At 74.9% G+C, this 17,463-nt stretch carries 29 protein-coding genes and 1 pseudogene; 24 read left to right on the top strand and 6 right to left on the bottom strand.

Translation table 11 applies throughout. The features are described 5' to 3' along the window. Positions 1-5: 5 nt before the first annotated feature. The 4 genes and pseudogenes from H1D33_RS27665 to H1D33_RS27645 all read right to left on the bottom strand — a co-directional run bounded on the left by H1D33_RS27665 (position 6) and on the right by H1D33_RS27645 (position 5,143). Positions 6-866, bottom strand: coding sequence for a DUF3152 domain-containing protein (locus tag H1D33_RS27665; protein ID WP_181570392.1), 861 nt, complete (start codon positions 864-866; stop codon positions 6-8). A 5-nt stretch (positions 867-871) separates the two neighbouring features. Continuing rightward, positions 872-1,912: an alpha/beta fold hydrolase gene (locus H1D33_RS27660; protein WP_181570393.1), complete on the bottom strand. Its 1,041-nt coding sequence runs from the start codon at positions 1,910-1,912 to the stop codon at positions 872-874. Positions 1,913-1,953: 41 nt separating this feature from the next. After that, a pseudogene (locus H1D33_RS30365) lies at positions 1,954-3,755 on the bottom strand (hypothetical protein). A 1,106-nt stretch (positions 3,756-4,861) separates the two neighbouring features. Further along, complete coding sequence (locus tag H1D33_RS27645; protein ID WP_181570395.1) at positions 4,862-5,143, bottom strand: helix-turn-helix domain-containing protein; 282 nt, start codon at positions 5,141-5,143, stop codon at positions 4,862-4,864. A 100-nt stretch (positions 5,144-5,243) separates the two neighbouring features. On the opposite strand from H1D33_RS27645, the gene H1D33_RS27640 reads away from it, so the two are divergent. Next, a complete protein-coding gene (locus H1D33_RS27640; RefSeq protein WP_181570396.1) occupies positions 5,244-5,492 on the top strand; it encodes a helix-turn-helix domain-containing protein in 249 nt (82 codons plus the stop codon). A gap of 196 nt (positions 5,493-5,688) precedes the next feature. Next, positions 5,689-6,741 (top strand): hypothetical protein, encoded by a 1,053-nt coding sequence (locus H1D33_RS27635; protein ID WP_181570397.1) that lies wholly within the window; start codon positions 5,689-5,691, stop codon positions 6,739-6,741. A gap of 46 nt (positions 6,742-6,787) precedes the next feature. On the opposite strand, the gene H1D33_RS27630 is transcribed toward H1D33_RS27635, so the two are convergent. Beyond that, positions 6,788-6,916: a hypothetical protein gene (locus tag H1D33_RS27630; RefSeq protein WP_307755268.1), complete on the bottom strand. Its 129-nt coding sequence runs from the start codon at positions 6,914-6,916 to the stop codon at positions 6,788-6,790. A gap of 84 nt (positions 6,917-7,000) precedes the next feature. Continuing rightward, a complete protein-coding gene (locus H1D33_RS27625; protein WP_307755267.1) occupies positions 7,001-7,123 on the bottom strand; it encodes a hypothetical protein in 123 nt (40 codons plus the stop codon). A 176-nt stretch (positions 7,124-7,299) separates the two neighbouring features. On the opposite strand from H1D33_RS27625, the gene H1D33_RS27620 reads away from it, so the two are divergent. The 22 genes from H1D33_RS27620 (at position 7,300) to H1D33_RS27515 (ending at position 17,447) form a co-directional block, all read left to right on the top strand. Next, entirely contained in the window at positions 7,300-7,557 is a 258-nt protein-coding gene (locus H1D33_RS27620) for a hypothetical protein (RefSeq protein WP_181570399.1), read from the top strand. Then, positions 7,557-7,979, top strand: a complete 423-nt coding sequence (locus tag H1D33_RS27615) for a hypothetical protein (RefSeq protein WP_181570400.1) — start codon at positions 7,557-7,559, stop codon at positions 7,977-7,979. The genes H1D33_RS27620 and H1D33_RS27615 overlap by 1 nt, the downstream gene beginning before the upstream one ends. After that, positions 7,976-8,320, top strand: a complete 345-nt coding sequence (locus H1D33_RS27610) for a hypothetical protein (RefSeq protein ID WP_181570401.1) — start codon at positions 7,976-7,978, stop codon at positions 8,318-8,320. Before H1D33_RS27615 ends, H1D33_RS27610 begins: the two co-directional genes overlap by 4 nt. Further along, entirely contained in the window at positions 8,320-8,604 is a 285-nt protein-coding gene (locus tag H1D33_RS27605; RefSeq protein ID WP_181570402.1) for a sigma factor-like helix-turn-helix DNA-binding protein, read from the top strand. The genes H1D33_RS27610 and H1D33_RS27605 overlap by 1 nt, the downstream gene beginning before the upstream one ends. Next, complete coding sequence (locus H1D33_RS27600; protein ID WP_181570403.1) at positions 8,601-8,831, top strand: hypothetical protein; 231 nt, start codon at positions 8,601-8,603, stop codon at positions 8,829-8,831. The genes H1D33_RS27605 and H1D33_RS27600 overlap by 4 nt, the downstream gene beginning before the upstream one ends. Next, positions 8,828-9,841, top strand: a complete 1,014-nt coding sequence (locus H1D33_RS27595) for a YqaJ viral recombinase family nuclease (RefSeq protein ID WP_181570404.1) — start codon at positions 8,828-8,830, stop codon at positions 9,839-9,841. The genes H1D33_RS27600 and H1D33_RS27595 overlap by 4 nt, the downstream gene beginning before the upstream one ends. Continuing rightward, on the top strand, positions 9,838-10,653 hold the full coding sequence (locus H1D33_RS27590) for an ERF family protein (RefSeq protein ID WP_181570405.1): 816 nt from the start codon (positions 9,838-9,840) through the stop codon (positions 10,651-10,653). Before H1D33_RS27595 ends, H1D33_RS27590 begins: the two co-directional genes overlap by 4 nt. Beyond that, positions 10,650-11,102 carry a hypothetical protein gene (locus H1D33_RS27585; protein WP_181570406.1) on the top strand — a complete coding sequence of 151 codons (453 nt, stop codon included), beginning with the start codon at positions 10,650-10,652 and terminating at the stop codon, positions 11,100-11,102. The genes H1D33_RS27590 and H1D33_RS27585 overlap by 4 nt, the downstream gene beginning before the upstream one ends. Beyond that, positions 11,099-11,692, top strand: coding sequence for a crossover junction endodeoxyribonuclease RuvC (locus H1D33_RS27580; protein WP_181570407.1), 594 nt, complete (start codon positions 11,099-11,101; stop codon positions 11,690-11,692). Before H1D33_RS27585 ends, H1D33_RS27580 begins: the two co-directional genes overlap by 4 nt. Beyond that, positions 11,685-11,987 (top strand): hypothetical protein, encoded by a 303-nt coding sequence (locus tag H1D33_RS27575; RefSeq protein WP_181570408.1) that lies wholly within the window; start codon positions 11,685-11,687, stop codon positions 11,985-11,987. Before H1D33_RS27580 ends, H1D33_RS27575 begins: the two co-directional genes overlap by 8 nt. After that, positions 11,971-12,777, top strand: coding sequence for a hypothetical protein (locus tag H1D33_RS27570; protein ID WP_181570409.1), 807 nt, complete (start codon positions 11,971-11,973; stop codon positions 12,775-12,777). Before H1D33_RS27575 ends, H1D33_RS27570 begins: the two co-directional genes overlap by 17 nt. 5 nt (positions 12,778-12,782) lie before the next feature. Next, positions 12,783-13,199 (top strand): hypothetical protein, encoded by a 417-nt coding sequence (locus H1D33_RS27565; RefSeq protein ID WP_181570410.1) that lies wholly within the window; start codon positions 12,783-12,785, stop codon positions 13,197-13,199. After that, the gene (locus H1D33_RS27560) at positions 13,196-13,435 is read left to right on the top strand and encodes a hypothetical protein (protein ID WP_181570411.1); all 240 of its coding nucleotides are present in this window, start codon (positions 13,196-13,198) and stop codon (positions 13,433-13,435) included. Before H1D33_RS27565 ends, H1D33_RS27560 begins: the two co-directional genes overlap by 4 nt. Next, positions 13,432-13,803, top strand: coding sequence for a hypothetical protein (locus H1D33_RS27555; RefSeq protein ID WP_181570412.1), 372 nt, complete (start codon positions 13,432-13,434; stop codon positions 13,801-13,803). Before H1D33_RS27560 ends, H1D33_RS27555 begins: the two co-directional genes overlap by 4 nt. A 57-nt stretch (positions 13,804-13,860) precedes the next feature. Then, positions 13,861-14,025 carry a hypothetical protein gene (locus tag H1D33_RS27550; protein ID WP_181570413.1) on the top strand — a complete coding sequence of 55 codons (165 nt, stop codon included), beginning with the start codon at positions 13,861-13,863 and terminating at the stop codon, positions 14,023-14,025. Next, positions 14,022-14,381 carry a hypothetical protein gene (locus H1D33_RS27545; RefSeq protein ID WP_181570414.1) on the top strand — a complete coding sequence of 120 codons (360 nt, stop codon included), beginning with the start codon at positions 14,022-14,024 and terminating at the stop codon, positions 14,379-14,381. The genes H1D33_RS27550 and H1D33_RS27545 overlap by 4 nt, the downstream gene beginning before the upstream one ends. A 121-nt stretch (positions 14,382-14,502) precedes the next feature. Further along, positions 14,503-14,970 (top strand): hypothetical protein, encoded by a 468-nt coding sequence (locus tag H1D33_RS27540; protein ID WP_181572967.1) that lies wholly within the window; start codon positions 14,503-14,505, stop codon positions 14,968-14,970. A gap of 3 nt (positions 14,971-14,973) precedes the next feature. Continuing rightward, positions 14,974-15,165, top strand: a complete 192-nt coding sequence (locus H1D33_RS27535) for a hypothetical protein (protein WP_181570415.1) — start codon at positions 14,974-14,976, stop codon at positions 15,163-15,165. After that, positions 15,162-15,554, top strand: a complete 393-nt coding sequence (locus H1D33_RS27530; protein WP_181570416.1) for a DUF6248 family natural product biosynthesis protein — start codon at positions 15,162-15,164, stop codon at positions 15,552-15,554. The genes H1D33_RS27535 and H1D33_RS27530 overlap by 4 nt, the downstream gene beginning before the upstream one ends. After that, on the top strand, positions 15,551-15,829 hold the full coding sequence (locus H1D33_RS27525; RefSeq protein ID WP_181570417.1) for a hypothetical protein: 279 nt from the start codon (positions 15,551-15,553) through the stop codon (positions 15,827-15,829). Before H1D33_RS27530 ends, H1D33_RS27525 begins: the two co-directional genes overlap by 4 nt. A gap of 53 nt (positions 15,830-15,882) precedes the next feature. Then, the gene (locus H1D33_RS27520; RefSeq protein WP_181570418.1) at positions 15,883-16,791 is read left to right on the top strand and encodes a helix-turn-helix domain-containing protein; all 909 of its coding nucleotides are present in this window, start codon (positions 15,883-15,885) and stop codon (positions 16,789-16,791) included. Next, positions 16,788-17,447 carry a hypothetical protein gene (locus H1D33_RS27515; RefSeq protein WP_181570419.1) on the top strand — a complete coding sequence of 220 codons (660 nt, stop codon included), beginning with the start codon at positions 16,788-16,790 and terminating at the stop codon, positions 17,445-17,447. The genes H1D33_RS27520 and H1D33_RS27515 overlap by 4 nt, the downstream gene beginning before the upstream one ends. Positions 17,448-17,463 lie beyond the last annotated feature (16 nt).

Below are 17,463 nucleotides of genomic sequence, written 5' to 3'. Positions count from 1 at the left end.
TCCGGTCATCGCGACGGGCCGGTGTACCGCTTCCCGGCCAGGTACGGCCACGGGTTCGGCCGGCAGCCGTCGAGGAACAACGTCTGCTGCTGCATCACCGGCGCGGCCCGGCCCACGCCCGGACACGCCTCGTGGTGGTGCCCCAACTGGTGCCCCACCTCGTGGTTGACCACGTAGAGCCGGTAGGTGTCCAACGGCATCCGCGCGGCCACCAGGTGCGGCGCCGACGTGCGCCACCGGTCCAGGTTGATCACGACCTTGCCCGGCACCCGACACGACGTGTACGGCACGCCGCCCTTGCGGATGTCGATCCCGCCCGCCCCACACAACCGGCCGGCGGTGTCCCGGGTGGCCAGATAGATCGTGAAGTCGTACCGGCCGCCCGGCGGCACCCGCTGCAACCGCAGCCGGCCACCGTCCACCCAGCTCCCCGGCCCGGCCAGGGCCCGGTGCACCGCGTCGCCGAAGGCCCGCGCCTGCTCACCCGAGCCGTCCTCCACCGCCACCCGGAACCGGCGCAGCACCCCGGCCCGGCCCAGCACCCCGCTGGACCGGTCGTCGTAGGAGAAACCACCCCCGCCGCGCGCCGGCACCGGACCGGACAGGGCCAGCACCGGCGTTGACGGCGGACTGGGCGCGGCGGACGACGGCGCGGCCGACGACGGCGAGACGCTCGGCGTGGGCTCCGGCGGCGGCGCGGCGAACCTCTCGGCGACCAGCTCGTTCGCGCCGGCCGGCGGCAGCCGCAACACGACGCCGACACCCACCCCGGCGGCGGCGAGGAACGCGCAGACCACGACGGCGGTGCGCCACCGGCGGGCAAGGGGCGTGGGCCGCGCGGTACGCGGACGGCGTGAGCTGGGCATCCGGCTCAGACTGCCACGTCGTGGCCGCCTCCGCTCTCCCCCGTTCCGGTGACCAGCGCCGTGGCCTGAGATTTCCGCTCGTCCGGCCCCGGCGTGGCGGCCGGCGCCGCCTCGCCGAGCAGCGCCAGCACCGCCCGCGCCACCACCCGGGGCACCTCCAACTGGGCCACGTGCCCGACGCCGTCGAGCAGCAACAACCGGCTGTCCGGGATCACCCGGGCGGTCTGCGGGGCGACCCGCACGTCGACCAGGCGATCCTGCCGCCCGCCCACCACCAGCGTGGGCACCCGCACCGACGCGGCCTGCCGCCACAGCGCGCCCTCCCCCGGCAGGTACGACCGCAGGAAGCTGCCGACCAGGCCCCGGAACGTCCGCACGTACGCGGCGGCGTAGTGCGCCGCGTCGTACCGGACCCGGATCTCGTCGATCGCCTCCTGCCGGCGCTGCTCGCTGATCCGGGTCAGGTCCGCCACGCACGACTCCATCACCTGCTGCGCCATCACCTCCGGGGCGACCTGGGCCAGCCGCCAGGCGGCCAGCCGCTCGCCCCGGGGGATCACCAGCACCGGCAGCATCCGCCCCTGCAACGACCGCCGGAAGTCCAGGAACGGCAGGGCCGGCGAGATCAGCGTCAGCGTGCGGACCAACTCCGGCCGCAGCGCCGCCACCCGCACCGCGACCGCGCCGCCCAGCGAGTTGCCGAACAGGTGCACCGGCCCCCGGTCGCTGTGCTCGATCCAGCGGACCACCCGGTCGGCGAACGCCGGGATGGTGTAGCGCGGCCCGGGCTCGCTGCGCCCGAACCCCGGCAGGTCGATCGCCTGGCCGTCCAGCCGGCCGGCGAGCAGGCCGGCCAGGTCGGTCCAGTTCTGCGCGGAGCCGCCGAGACCGTGCAGGTACAGCGCCGGCTCGGCGCCGGGCGCGGTCGCCGGGGTGTCCCGGACGTGCACGAGCGTGCCGTCGAGCGGCACGTGCCGGCCGGGCCAGGGCGGCGGGACGTGGGGTGCGGGAAGGAGATGATCCGGCCAGAGTGCGGCACGCTTCATGTCTCCAGTCTTCCCCGCGCCGGCCCCGGCCGCACACTCCCTCAGGTGAGCAACGCCTCCAGGCGGCGGTTCACCGCGGCCAACGTGGCCCGGACCACCGCCTGCCGGGGATCGCCGGCCACCAGGGCCGAGCCGGCCAACTGCTCCACCCACCCCTCGCAGACCAGCAGCACCACCACGGTCGCCACCTCGCAGTTGCCGAACGGCACCACGGCGGCGTGCTCCACGAAACACCGGCCCCGCTCACCCGCCGGGACGTCCCCGCCGCCGAGCAGTTCGTCCACCGCGGCGGCCGCGGCCACCGCGCAGAGCCGCAGCACGTAGCCGTCGACGGCCGGCCCGGTCGCGTGCCCGTCGGCCGCCCGGTCCCCGGCGAGCAGGCGGACCTCGGTGGTGGCGTCCAGCCCGAACGTGCTCACCAGCACGTGGTCGATCACCACCCGGGGGCCCGGCGTGCCGCCCGGGTCCAGCGGTCGCGACGGCGCGGTCTCCGTCGTGGTCATCTGCCCACCGGAGTACGAGGTGCCGAGCGTGACCGGGCTGCCGGTGGACATGCCGACCGGCGCGGCGGCCAGCGACGTCTCGTCCACCGTGGCCCGACCCCGGTGGCTGGACTGCCGGCGCCGGCGCGGCGGCTCACCACCCGGCTCGACGATCTCGGCCGGCGCCTCGGCCGACCGGCCGGTGCGCGACTCCGCCCCACCGAACCGGCCCTCGCCGGAGCGGTTCTCGGCCGGCCGGTTCGCCGGGCGTACCCCGCCGGGCCGGGCGGGCGGGTCCTCCCCGGGGCGCCGGTCGCGGCCGGCGGCTCGTCGGCGCGCGGCTGGGGCGTACCGGACCGGGGTTCGGCCGGTAGCTCGGCGAGGCGGTCGCCGCGCGCGGCGGCGGACCGGCGGCGGACCGGCGGCGGTGGCACGGCCGGCGCGCCGGGCAGGTTCTGCGGGGCGGCGGCCAGGCCCATCCGCTCCTGGAGCAGGCGGGCCACCAGCCGGCTCACGTCGGCCGGGTCGGCGCCGTCGGCCAGGTCCAGCCGGAGGCTGTGCGCGCCGGCCGGGGTGCGGCGGAGCGCGGCGTCCCGCACGCCGGCCACCTCGCGGACCGCGTCCAGGATGGCGTTGACGTCGAAGCCCTCCGGCCGCTCGCGCAGCGGCGCGGGCTCGTCGTCCCGGCGCAGGTGGGTGGCGATGCGGGCCAGCTCGGGAGTCTCGGCGGACGGTTCCACCGCGGGCGGCTCCGGCACGACCGGCACGTCCGGCTCGGCGGGCACCCGCTGCGGCAGCACCGGCGCCGGTGGGGACTCGGCGACCGGTTCGGCGGCGGGCGGCGGCTCGGGGGCGGACCGGCGGGCCGCGTAGGGCGGGGCGCTGGTCGGCCGGGGCGACCGGTAGGGGTCGAACGCCGCGGGCGCGGGCGGCGCCGGGGCGGCGGAGACCGGCGGGACACCGGCCGGCTCGGCGGGCGGCTGGTCCGGCGGGCGGTGGGACTCGTCGGCCGGCTCGCCGACGGCCCGGGCGGCCGGCGCGGGAGCGTACGCGGCCGGCGGCGGACCGGCCGGCGCCTCGCGCGGCGACACCGGCGCGCCGGTCGGCTCGGGGCGCGCGCCGAACGGGGTCACCGGCACCGGCGGGCCGGCCCAGGAGGGGCGCTGGGTGGCCGGCTCGTGACCCGGGCGCGGCTCGCCGTCCTCCCGGGGCAGCCGGAACGGCCGGGTCGGCTCGGGGTGCGGCGGCTCGTGCCCGGCGGTCGACTCCGCCCGCAACGGCTCGTAGGGCCGGACCGGCTCGGGCCGGGGCGGCTCGTAGCCGGTGGGCGGCTCGACGCGGGCCGGCTCGTACGGCCGCACCGGCTCGGGCGCCCACTCGGCGGCGCGGTCCGCACGGGCGGCGCGACGGCCGGTCGGCTCGTCCTCCCGGTGCGCCCGGTCGGCGGGCTCGTCCTCGCGGGCCCGGCGCGTGCCGGGCCCCTCGTCATGGACCGCCCGGCGTCCGGCCGGCTCGTCCGTGCGGGCCCACGGCGGGGCCCAGCCGTCGCCCCAGCTCGGGCGGTTCCAGGACGGGCCGGACCAGTCCGGCTCACCGGTCGGACCCGTGCCCGGGTCGTCCGGGCCGGTGCCCCGGGGGTCGGCGGCGGCCATCGGGTCGGCGACGGCACGGGGTCCCGGGTCGGCCGCGGCACGGGGGCCGGCGGCGGCCATCGGGTCGCCGGTGGCACGGGAGCCGTCCGGCGGGCGCAGGTCGGCCTGGTGGTGCGCCGGCGGCTCGGTCGGGGACGGCTCGGCGCGGCCGGCCGGCTCCCGGTCGGCCCAGCCCCGGTGCGGCGCCGGGGCGGCGGGGTCGACGGTCGGCGCGTGGAACCCCGGCGGCACCTCGAAACCGGAGGCGGCGGCGCCGACCGGCGGCACCTGGAGCGCCGGGGGCGCGGAGGTCGGACCGCTCTCCGCCCAGCGGGGGATCCGCCCGGCGGAGGTGTCGTCCGAGGCGTGCCGGGAGCCGCCGGCGTCGGCCGGCTGCTGCTCGATCGCGGGCGCGGGTCGCGGGGCCGGCACGGCCAGCCGGTCGCCGTCGGTCTCCCGCGGCGGCTCGCCCACGGGCGGGGCACTCACCGGCGCCTGGCGGGTCACGGGCGACTCCTCCCCGGCGTGACGCACGCCGTTGACGTGGCGACCGTTGACGTGGGCCGGCGGCTCGTCGGCCGGGTGACCGGGCAGCGGGGCCGGCAGGTCGCCGTGCCGGGGCGACGAGGCGGCCCAGCCACCGCCCAGGTCACCGTAGGGCCAGCCACCGGGCGCCGGGGCGCCTCGGGACCAGCCGTTCGCCGGGGGCGCCCAACCGCCGCCGGTGCGGGCCGGGTCGTCCTGCTGACCCGTCCCGTCGCCGTGCTCTCCCGGGGTGGCGGCTCCGGGTTGCCCTGTTTCACTCACCGCGCGCTCCTTGGTCGCCCCCGCTGAGGCTACCGTGTGGTGGCCTCAGAGCGAGATACCCGTTGCGAGGCGTATTCCGGTAGCAGGTCCTTCACGAGGATGCCGAGCGCGTCGGCGATGCGCTGCATCTCGTCGAGGTTGATCGCGACGGTGGCCTTTGCGCTGATCCGGACGGATAGCCACTGGGCGTTCTGGCCGATGCGCCGTGCGAGTTCGGCTTGGTTGACCCCGAGGCGTCCCATCCAGGCGCGGATCTCTGCTGCCACGTCCGCTGAGAGGGTCGCGGTCCCTTCACCGGCGTTTGTCGTCATGCCCTGAATCCTAACGGCCATGCCTGAGACGTCAAGGCACGATTGTCAATATCTCGTGAACGCTTGACGCAGTCAGGCTGAGCCTGACATAGTTCAGCTCATGCGAAAGAACATCGCCGAGCACATCTCTTCTGAGGTTCGCGCTGAGCTTGCCAGGCAGAGACGACCTCAGCGCGACATCGCCGACGTCCTCGGCATCTCCGTCAACCAGGTATCCGAGCGCATTCGCGGCGACGTCGAGTGGCGCGTCTCCGAGCTGGTGGCGGTTGCCGACTTGCTCGGGGTGCCACTGATCCAGTTCCTCCCGGCCCCGGCAACGGCCGAGCAGGTCGCGGCGCCGGCGGCGTGACGCCAGGTCCCGCCGGCCCCGCGCCGACGCATCCCGGTAATCCGCGCCCCGCTGCTCCGCCCCGCCCGAGAAGCCCCGGGTGGTCGGCCGTGACGTAGGGCTCCGGCCGGCCACCCCGGACAGCAAGACGCGGGCCGCCCGGACAGGGGCGACCCGCGAGGACCAGAGCGACCACACCACCGAAAGGACATGGTCGATGACCCAGCAGGAGACTACCAACCGCCGCCCGATCGAGACGCTGACGGCCGGTGAGCACGTCAGCGACAGCCAGGGCGTGCACGAGATCGTCCACGTCCTCGGGATGCAGGACGGCGGGGCGCGGGAGATCACGCTGACGCTGCGCCCCCTGGGTCCGGGGAAGCCGTGGCTGATGCGTCACCCGGAGGGCACGCCGGTCTGGGCGGCCACCTCGGCGGAGGTCCGGGAGTACGAGGACCAGGGCCGGCGGCGCGCGCTGGCGGAGTTGCTGCACAAGCTGGCCGACGACATCGTCGAGCACCAACTTCCGCTTCCCTCGTACCACTTCACGGTCTCGCCGGGACACTTCAGCACCCAGGCGGACGTGGAGCGGTGGGCAACGTACCTCGGCGCCGAGGTCGGTACCAGCCGCGCGGCCCCGGACATCGCGGTGACGAGCGCCAGCCGGCCGATCACGGACCGTCTGTCGCTGGACATCCGGGTGCAGGGCAACGCGGATCCGGTGGTCGAGCCGGCGGTGGGTGCGGAGCTGGCCGCGAAGGTGCAGGCCGAGGCCGACGCGCTCCCGGCCGAGCCGGAGCACTACCACGCGGCCGGGGCCGGTGGTGAGGCCGGCGCGTGCGCGGCGGTGTGCGCGTGCGGGGTGACGTTCGCCGGCTTCGACTCGATCGCGGAGGCGGTCGTCGAGCTGGACAAGCACATCGCGAACCCGGATCCGGAGCAGGACTGGTACTTCACCTTCGGCTCCGGCCAGCAGCACGACGGCAAGTACGTCGTCATCGCCGGCACGTACGACTCCGCCCGGGCGCGGATGCTGGAGGTGTTCGGGAACCGCTGGTCGCACCAGTACGCGAGCGCGGAGGCGGCCGGCGTCTACGAGTTCGGGATGGCGCTCCTGCCCGAGGCCGAGTGGCCGAAGCCGGTGTGCGTCAACCTCCTGGACGGCGACAAGCCGTGCAGCAACCCGCCCGCGACGGGCGCGATCTTCTGCGCGCAGTGCATCGCGTCGGGCCGTGACGCCGACGAGCTGCCGCAGTCGGCCGGGGAGTGACCGTCATGCGTCCCCTCGACGAGTCCGCCCGCGCCTGGGTCGACCTTCAGCTCATCCTGATGCGCCGCCACGCCAGCAAGGCCAGCGAGGCGTCCGCGAAGTGGAACCAGCTCAACGACGAGTTGATGGCGAAGTTCCGCGCGGAAGGCCGGACCGACCAGCAGATCGCCGGCATCAAGGGCGTCAACCTGGCGCTCAACGACCAGTACGCGGCGTACGCCTTCCACGCCGGGAAGGCCCAGCTCCACGCGGCCGTGCTTCAGGCCGAGCTGGCCGCCCGCCAGATGCTCGACGCGGACGACGACCCGGCCGGGCTGCGGTACTCCCGCGACGACGAGCCGCCGACCATGCCGGTCCCGCCGGGCGTTGACGGTCTGTCCATCACCGGCCGCCCTGCGCGGCCCACGAACTCCCCGGCCGGGTACACCGAGACGCGCACTCGTCGCTTGTCCCGGCCGGGGTCCAACCAGCCGTCCGCGCCCGTCGGGGGACAGGGTGTCGGCGGCCAGGGGTGGCCGGGCTGGGGAGACCGGCCACCCCCGCCCCGGGCGGTGCCCGGTGATCGCCCTGGCCGTGGCGCTCATCCTGGTCGGCTTCGTCGCCGCCATCGGCTGGCTGGTGTGGGAGTTCGTCCACGCCCCGACCATCCCCAACCCCGACAAGCAGGTGGCCGCCGCCGCGCTCACCCCCGACGCCCCGCTTTTCACCCCGGCCGCCGAGGCCGCCATCGACGACGCCGCGCTCAAGGCAGACATCGAGCTGTTCCTCAACGAGCTGTTCCCCGCACCCCGCTCTGCCACCCCGGAGGACTCCTGATGCAGATCATCGACCTGAACGCGGCCCTGGCCGGCCTCGGCGCGATCGCCCTCGGCCTCGGCGGGCTGCTCGTCTTCGGCCGGGACCGCACCGCCGACCAGCACGACCTGTCCGACTACCACGACGACTCGAAGCCGGCCCCGGCCCCGGCCCTCGGCGTGGACCGGCCCGGCCTGGCCCGGTCGCGCCGGGACTGGCCGCTGGTCGACGTCGACTCCCGGCCGGGCGGTCGGCGGCTGCGGCCCGGTGCGGTGCTGGCCCTGGCGGATCCGGTGGTGAGCGTGGTGACGCCGCCGGTGGCCCGTCGGCTGCTGATCGACCACGCGGTTCCGACGTTGTCGGACGCGGCGATCCGGGGGATCGCGGACGAGTGGCTGCGGGAGATCGCCGACGAGCAGCGCGCCTTGGCTGGTGCGCGATGACGCTGGACTTGGACGCGATCGATGCGCGGGTGAAGGCCCATGCCGCGTCGATCGGTCCCGGCGGCGACAAGGCGTGGAACGCCGGCCTCCTGGCCGCCGACGTGCCGAAGCTGCTGGCCGAGGTGCGCCGGCTCCGCGTCGCCCTGGCCGGCCGCGAGCCGCAGATCCTGGCCGAGGAACCCGGACCGGGCGTGACTGAGGTCTACGACCGCGATGGCAGCCCGTGGAACCGGGACGAGAAGGGCCGGTGGTGTGCCTTCGGCGTCGGCGCCGGTGCGCCCATCTCGTGGCAGAGGCTGACTGCGGTGTGGGGGCCGATCACCACGAGGCCGGCCGGCTGATGTCGACCCAGCTCGCCTCGGTGGCCGCCGACACCACGCCGGCGGCCACCCGGCCACCCGCGTTTCACCGGCTCACCCGCGACCAGATCCGGCTGCTCCACATGCTCGCCGACGGACTCACCCACGACCAGATGGCCACCCGCGTCGGCTGCCACACCACCACCGCCCGCGCCCGGCTGCACCGCGCCTACCAGCACCTCGGCGCGAGTAACGGCCCGCACGCCGTGGCGATCCTCGCCCGCTCCGGGCTGCTGCCCGGCACCGGGAAGGCGGCCCGCCTGTGACCGCCCCGACCGTCGACGACGGCCAGGCGGCCACCACCGCCGGCCAGCCGATCCACGTCACCTGCTGCGACCCGATCGAGGCGCTGTGCGGCGCCATCGTCGTCGGCCGGCCCGACGCCGCCGACGACGCCGAGGTGACCTGCCAGCTCTGCGCGATCGCCTTCGCCAACGTGCTGCCCTGCGCCAACCCCGCCTGTCCCGAACCGAAGGGCGCCGACCACCCATGACACAGAGCGCCACCGCAGCAGCCGCACGGCGGGTCACCCCGACCGCGGTGCGGCTGCTGCCCGCAGACGCCCCCCGCGACGAATGGCTCACCCGCCGCCGCGACGGCATCGGATCCTCCGACGTCGCCGCGATCCTCGGCGTCGCCGACCACAACACCGCCGTGCACGTCTACCGCGACAAGCGCGGCGAGCTGGTCGACGACGCCGGCGAAGCCGCGTTCTGGGGCACCGTCCTCGAGGAGCCCGTCGCCCGCGAGTGGGCCCGCCGCAACAAGTCGGTCATCCAACGCGTCGGCCTGGTCGCCCACGTCGACGAGCCGTGGCAGATGGCCACCCTCGACCGGCAGGTCCTCGAATGCCCCATGGACCGCAGCGTGAAGACCCACTGCGCCCTGGAGGTCAAGTGCCGGTCGGCGTTCAAGGCCAACCGGTGGCGCTCCGACGTTCCCGACGACGTCCTCGCCCAGGGCGTGTGGCAGATGCGCGTCACCGGCTACGACCACATCCACGTCGCCGTGCTGCTGGGCGGCAACGAGTTCAAGCAGACCGTCATCCGCCGCGACGAGCGGATGGAGCGATACGTGGTCCGCGAGGTCGAGCGGTTCCGCGCCGACAACCTCATCGCCGGCGCCGAGCCCGAGTGGGACCTGGACCGGGCCGCCGCGCTGATCGAGATGGACCAGCTCATGCACCCGGCCAGGGTCGGCGAGATCGACCTCGACGGCGTCGGCGAGGTCATGGAGTACGGCGAGTTGTCGGCGAAGGCCGGCGCCGCGAAGCGGGCGCTGGAGCGCGCCCGGGCCACCCTCGCCCGGCTCGCCGCCGGCGCCCGGACGGTCACCTTCGCCGGCGAGCTGGCCTACGAGTTCAGCCCGGTCACCCGCCGCAGCGTCGACCTGGACGCGCTCGCCGAGCGGTGGCCGCAGGCGTACGCGGACGTGGTCACCGAGAAGACCACCCACCAGATCCGGCTGGCGCCGGAGTTCCGACGGACGGGAGAGTTCGAATGAGCAAGCTGCGCGAGCGCGTCGACGAGGCTGAGGGCGTCCCGGCCGGTGACGGCTGGCCGGAGCTGGCGGAGCCGGGCAGCGGACTGCCGGCCGCCCGGCCGCCGGCGGCGGCCGAGCCCGTCGACGAGCTGCCCGACATCGAGTACACCGGCGCGATCGCCGACGTCGACCAGGTGCCGGTGCACACCGCGTGGGCGCGGGTGATGGCCGACGTCCAGTCGATCGGCAAGGGCGACCGGTTCTCGGCCGGCGGCGGCGGCAACTACCAGTACCGGGGCGTCGACCGGGTCCTCAACGCGGTCGGCCCGGCGCTGCGCCGCCACGGGGTGATGGTGATCCCGGTCCGGACCGAGGCGAACTACCGGGACGTGCTCACCGCGGCGAGCAAGAAGATGCGCGAGTGCACGGTCACCGTGACGTACTCCATCCGGGGGCCGCGGGGCGACGAGATGCCCGCCCAGTCGTGCGGGGAGTCGATGGACACCGGCGACAAGGGCACGACGAAGGCGTGCACGGTGGCGTACCGGAACCTGCTGATCACCGCGCTGTCGATCCCGACCCGCGACCCGCGTCTCGACGCTGAGGCGTCGAACCATGAGCGGGGCAGCGCGCCGGCGCCGCGGCCGGCGGACTACCGGGACGAGATCTCCGACCCACGCACGTCGCTGGGCCGGCTGAAGCAGGTCGCCGGGGAGTTGCAGCAGCACAACCTGCTCGCCGCGGTGGTAACCAACGAGGTTGGGGAGCAGGAGCCGCTCGGGGCGATGTACTCCCGGGTGGTGCGGCAGCGCCGGGCGGAGGCCGGCCAGTGAGCGGCTGGCTGGTCGTCGCGGTCGACGGCACCCTCACCCACCACACCACCACCCCCACCAGCGCCCTGATCAAGGAGGCGATCGGCGACTGGTGGGACATGGTCCACCTGCCGTCCGGGCTGATGGGCTGGGTCGACGGCGACGGCCACCCGAAGGGCCTGGAGCGCAACGTCGCCGGCAGCATCCTGTTGATGGCGCTGGGCGCCGGGCGCATGCCGTACGCCGGGCCGGTCGTGGTGACCGGCTGGCACCCGGTCCGCGAGATCAGCGAGCTGACCGAGGACGGCGAGTATTACGTCCGGACGGTGCACGAGCAGATCGCGGGCGCGCTCGCCGGCGTCGCTGGCGACGCGGTGTTCGCCGACGCAGTCCGTAAGACGGCCACCGACGTGCTGGGCGCGCCGACGCCGGCGATGACCGTGATCCCGCTGGGCGGTGAGGGTCGGTGAGCGCGCTGCGGATGGTTGCCCTCGACCTGTCCCTCGCCGGGACCGGCATCGCCGCCACCCACGACCACCACGGCCAGGCCGGCCTCCTCGCCCGCACCGTCCTCACCGCCCGGACCGCGCACGGCACCACCGACATGGACCACACCCGCGTCAACCGGGTCCTGGCCGACGTCGCCGCCGCGGTCGCCTGCCGGCCGCACCTGGTCGTCGTCGAGTGGCTGCCGATGTACGACGGCAAGGGCGCCACCACGCTGCGCCTGGCCGAGCTGCACGGGGTCATGAAGCACTGGCTGCACGTCAAGGGCATCCGCTACGTCGACGTGCACCCGCCCGAGGTGAAGACCTGGGCGACCGGGAAGGGCAACGCCAACAAGACCCAGGTGTTGGAGGCGATCACCGCCACGTACGGGCGGCTGGTCCACGTGGAGGACCACAACGCGGCGGATGCGGTGTCGCTGCTGACGATGGCGTTGGCGGCGTACGGGCAGCAGTTGGTGGCGCTGCCGCACCGGCATCACCACCGGGCGTTGGAGAACGTGCGCTGGCCGGCGTTGGCGACCGAGCACGGGCCGGTGGTGCCCGGTGCCTGAGATGCCGCCGCACATCGCGGCCGCCACCGACCAGGACCGGGCCGAGCTGCGCCAGCTCGTCGAGTCCGCCCGCCACCACACCGACGCGATGGCCTGCGAGTACGCGGGGACGTGCGCTGGCGGAACGGTCGCTCTGGCGCTGGAGGACATGCCCTGGCAGCGCGTCGAGCTGCTGCTGAACATCGCGATCGCCGAGCTGGCCGCCCTGGACTACGGGCAGCCGATCCACCTGACCGACGCGGCTCTGGCCGCGCTGGACCGCCCGGAAGGGGGCGACGATGACCACCACCGCTGAGCCGCTGGTCGACCTGGGCCCGTGCGACTGGTGCGGGCATCCGCAGTGGTCGCACAAGCGGGGCAAGGGCGGCTGCAAGGACGTGGAGTGCGGCGGCGTGTGCGACCGGTACGCGCCGCCGAAGGACCGGCCCATGCCCGCCGCCGACCCGCAGCCGGCCGGCCACCCGACGCTGGCCGAGGTGGAGGCCGAGCCGGAGCCCGCCGACGAGCCCGACCCCGAGCCGGAGCCGGAGCCCGTGGTCGACCCGGCCGCGCAGGCGGAGCACGCCGACCAGGTCGCCGCCGTCGACGAACAGCTCGCCCAGCCCGAACCGGCCGACGACGAAACCGACCCCGCCCGGCTCGCCGGCCAGCTCGGCGCCCGACTCCGGGACCTCGACCAGGCGCAGGAGCGCGTCGCTCAGCTCCAGCGCGGCGCTCGGGTGCTGTCCGCCGAGCGGAACGAGGCCCGGGCCGAGCTGGCGAACCTCCGCCGCGAGGTCGTCGAGCGTGAGGAGCAGGTCGCCCGCGAGCGCGGCGCCCGGCTCGCCGAGATCGCGCAGCTCCGCGAAGAGCTGGACCGCGCCACGGCCGCCCGGCAGCGCCTCCAGGAGCAGGTCGACACCGCCGTGCACACCGGCCTGAACGCGGCCACCCAGGTGATCGGCCGGTACCCGGCGCACGCCTGCCTCACGTGCGGCGCCCGGTACGGCCTGCCGTTCACCGACCACGGCTGCGGGCCGCTCGTGCCCGTGGTCGTCACGATCGCCCGCGCCGACCGGCCCGGGCCCAACACCAAGGAGCAGTAGCCGACATGGCAGTGAAGATCGCCGCGCAGCTCACCGGCGCGAACCGGGAGTTCAACGGCCTCAACCGCATCGAGCACGAGCTGGTCGACCAGCCGCGCGGCACCCGGTACGCCGTGGTGGCGTACGAGGTGAAGCGGGTGACCGACGAGGTCGACGAGGGCGTGAAGATCCCGACGGCGACGATCGCGCACATCGAGCCGTTGGACAGCGACGACGAGCGGGCGCGGGACCTGCTGGCGGAGCTGTACAAGGACAGGACCGGGAAGAGCCTCGACGGCGACCCGACGCTGTTCGACAGCGTGGTGCCGGACGGCGACGAGCGGGAGGTGCCGGAGGCGTCGGCCGACGAGATCCTCGCCGAGCGGGCGGAGCGGAAGACGGCCGGGCTGCCGGCGTTCTCCGACGGGGACGGCGCGGCATGACGCCCGAGCAGCACCGCGAGCAGGCCGAGATCCTGTTGGAGAACCTCTGGCCCGACGGCGACGCATTCCTCCGCACTCCAGAGCAGAGGGCGGAGATGCTGCACAAGGCTCAGATCCACGCCACGATCTACGCCGCCGACACCCAGCGGCTGCTGGTGGGGCGTGTCGACAAGTCCCTGGCGCTGGCCCAGGCCGAGATGGCCCAGGCCGAGAGCGCGCCGGAGCAGACGTCGTGACCGCCGCCCTGACCGTCCGGGACCTTCAGGACCGGGTCGCCCGAGGCGTCGTCTGGCTGGACGCCAATCTGCCCGACTGGTGGAAGACGGATCGGCCCGACCGGGGCGACAACGGCGGCCCGATCCGCGTCGACGAGCTGTCCATGTCGCACAACTGCTACTGCGTCCTCGGGCAGCTCCTCGGCAACTACTACCGGGCCGAGATCTCCATCGAGCAGGCCGTCGAGTTCGGGTTTGACAGCTCGGTCGGGTCGCTGGCTCGGGACGTGAGCGAGGTCGACGAGGCGATGGCCGACGAGTTCGACGCGCTGCGCGAGCTGTGGATCCGGGTTCTGGAAGAGCGGCGCGCCGGCGTTAGTACCCCCTGACCGACTGCCCCGCCCGGCCACCACGGCCGGGCGGGGCCCGCCACGAGAGGAGCCACGGTGGCCACCGAAACCGCCACGAAGAAGCTGTCCGAGCGGTCGGTGTTCGGCCGGTTCGCCGGCCGGCAGACCATGCACCCGGCACGCCTGCGTAACGGGCAGTGCGTCGAGTGCTTCGGCTGGCCGGACGACCCCCGCCACCCCGTCACCGAGGCGTCGTCGTGACCGGCGCGCTGATCGCCACACACGACCAGGCGCTCCACGCCATCGCCGAACGACTGGAGCAGCCCGACACCGACCAACTCCTGCGCGGCGTCGTCCTCGCCGTGATCGTCATCCACTACAGCCTCCCGTCGCCGACCGGCCGGCCTGATCCGGACTGCGCGTCCTGCGAAGGGAAGGGCTGGTTTCCGGCGCCGAGCGGCGGCCGGGAGCACTGCCACTGCCGCTGCCCGTGGTGCACGGGCTGCGAAGAGCCGGTGTGCGAGGGGCCCTGCCCGACCGTCGAGGCCATCGCGCAGCGGTTGGACCTGTTCGGCCTGGGCGAGGAGTGGCCGCGCCGCCCGGACGGTGCCCCGTGACCGACCGTGCCGTGCGCGCCGACGCCGTCCGCCACCAGGCGCTCCTGCGCATCCGCGCACGCCGCAACCGGGCCCTGCGCCTGGCCCTGACCGCCGCCCTGATCCGCCGCTGGAGGAACCGATGACCGAGCCCGCGCACAACCTGGCCGCCTTCCGCGCCGCCCGCGACTGGGCGGCCGAGCACGGCCACCAGCAGCCCGACGACCGGATGCTCACCGCGTACGGCCGCGTGCTGCTCGACGGCACTCCACCCAACCTGACCGGCCGGCTCACCGCCGCCCTCGCCGATGTGGTTCGCCGCTGCGACGAAGGCGTCCCCTTCGGTTCTGGCGGCGGGCGGCACACCGGGTGGATCCGAGCCGAGGTCATCGACGGGTGGCGGGCACTGCTCGCCGAGGCAGCCTGTTGCACTTCCGGGCCCGCCAACGATTCAAGAGGTGTGAGCGAACCGACCACCCCGGACACCGACCCCGGCGACGGCCGCACCGAATGCGACCGCTGCGGCAAGTGGGTGTGGCCCGTCACCCACTCCTGCAAGGGCGTCCCCGTCACCGACCGGGCCCGCGCCCGCCGCCAGGCCGAGGGCTGACCCGTGGACGAGCCCGACGACGGCCTCACCTGCGACCCGTGCAAGGAGGGGCGCTGCCACGAGTGCGAAGGCGGCTGCTGCTGGCACGGCTGCCCGTGCGACTGCGGCGACCCGGACTGCGGCTGGTACGACCGGTGCGACGACGCCGACTTCCGGCCCATCGAAACCGTCGAGCTGCCCGGGATCAGCCGATGACCGCCATCCCCGCCGACGCCGCCACCTGGATCCGCGACGTCGTCCTCCCGCCCGCCTATCGCAAGGGCACCCGGGACCAGTCGGTCTGTCCGTGCCAGTGGGGCGTCTGCGGCCACTGCCAGGCCGGCCGGCACGAGAAGTGCAACGTGGTCGCCTGGGGCGGTGCTCCGCGCGCCCACGGCGACACCCGCATTACCGACGCCCGCGGTCTCGTCGCCGGAGGGTGGGGCGTCCGCTCCACCGAGGTGTGGCGGTCCGGCCGGCCCTGCCGCTGGATCTGCCCCTGCGGCTGCACGCCGATCGGCTGCGCCCTGCCGCCGGCGAGCCCGGCCGGCCCCGAGCAGCTCGACCTATTCGCCGCCCTCCCCGTCGGCGCGGTGCGGCCATGACCCACCAGGCCCCGCTGCTTCACGTCCCCGGCCGAGGCGGCATCTGGCGCCGGTTCCTCCTCGACAACCGCCGCCACATCAACGCCGCGCCCTGGATGGATGCCCTCGCCCAGCACGCCCCGGTCGGCACCTGCCCGCCGTGCGGCGGCTACCTGTTCCCCAACGGCCAACCCGACCGGATCGGCGGCCGCGACGTCTACCCCGTCCGCTGCAACGGCTGCCACCGCGAATCCGCCGCCCACGGCCCCGCACCCCGCAAGAAACGCGGCCGGTAGCCCGCGCGCACCAGCCAGCTCCGCACGCACAACCCGAAAGGCACGGCCACCAGATGACGATCCGCCCCGTCGACCGGTGGGAATGGCTGGACCTGATCCGCCGCGCCCGCCTCGGCCGCACCACCAAGCTGGTCGCGGTCATGCTCGCCCTCTACGCCAACGAGGACGGCTCCAAGGTGTTCCCCGGCATCGCCCGCCTGTCCGTGGTGTGCGAGCTGGGCTACAACACCGTGAAGGCCTCGCTGGCGGACCTGCGTGAGGCCGGGTGGATCGAGCGCGTCGGCCACGGCACCCTCGGCGGCCGCGCCGACGAATACCGGCTCACCGTCACCGACGGCGCGCCCGTCCCGACGCCCTCCGACATCGAACGGCAGATCGAGCGGATCCGATCCGCGAAGCGGGGCGTGCGGCCCAGCCGCCAGGCCGCACGCCCCACCGACGACACCACCGTGCGGCCCACCGCGCTGGCTGCACAGCCTGTGGATAACTCCGACGTGCAGCCCACGGCGCAGGCCGCACGCCCCACCACCGAACCCGCCGTGCGGCCCACCCCACAGGCCGCACGCGACGACACCACCGAGGACCGTGCGGCCCACTCCACGGGCCGCACCGACGACCGTGCGGCCCGTTCCACGGACACCGTGCGGCCCACGGCGCGGGCTGCCACCAACCATGTACCTAAACCTCTAACACCACCCGACCAACCGACAGCTGATCTTCGTACGGCCGTCACCCACTCGCGCGAGGGCGAGGCCGCGAACGAACCGGATTCTGATGAGGGTGGGTCGACCGGCGACGCCCGGCTGCTGCGGCTCGTCGCCGGCACCCCCGACCTGACCGTCGGCACCCTGCGTGGCGTCGGGTTCTGCATCCCCTGCCACGCCGCCGGCAAGACCGTCCTCGCCGCCGACCCCGTCAACGGCGGCGAATGCCTCTTCCACCTCCGCCGGAGCGCATCGTGAACCACCCGCACCAGCTCCACGCCACCCGCGCCGCCCAGAACCTCACCGACGCCCGCCGCCACCTCGACTCCGCCGTCACCAGCGAACACGCTGCACGCCTCAACGACGCCCGCATCACCGCCGCCGCCAGCGCCATCCAAGCCTGGCGACCCATCCCCGGCCCGACCGGTAAGGGCGGCCACGGCGACCCCGCCAGCCGCGCCGCCGTCGGCACCCTCGAACCCGAAGTCCGAGACGGCCGCCTCGCCCGCCTCGCCGCGTCGACCACCAGCACCCTGACGTGGCTCGCCGACCGCCTCCACCTCCAGGCCGCCGGCGACCCCCTCGACGCGCTCACCGCCGCGATCCCCACACTCCGGCCGGCCACCTGCCGCGAGCTGACCCGCTGGCTCGACGATGCCGACCAGCAGATCCGCGAGGTGCTACACCTCGACCCCGCCGGCCAGCCGATCCCCGGAATCCGCTGCCCCCGCTGCGCGCGCCGCCAACTCACCAGCCACACCACCGGACCCCGCCCCACCTGGACGGTTACCTGCACCGGCGACTGCGTCTGCATCGGACCCGACTGCCCCTGCACCACGGCCCAGCCCACCGCCGGCGTTCCGCACATCTGGGGCCACGACCACCCCCTTGTGACCAGCAGCAACGCGGCCTAGAAAGGTACGATCACAC

It is taken from the genome of Micromonospora ferruginea (genome assembly GCF_013694245.2).
Classification (GTDB): Bacteria; Actinomycetota; Actinomycetes; order Mycobacteriales; family Micromonosporaceae; genus Micromonospora; species Micromonospora robiginosa.
This window is presented reverse-complemented; position numbering and strand designations above follow the sequence as displayed.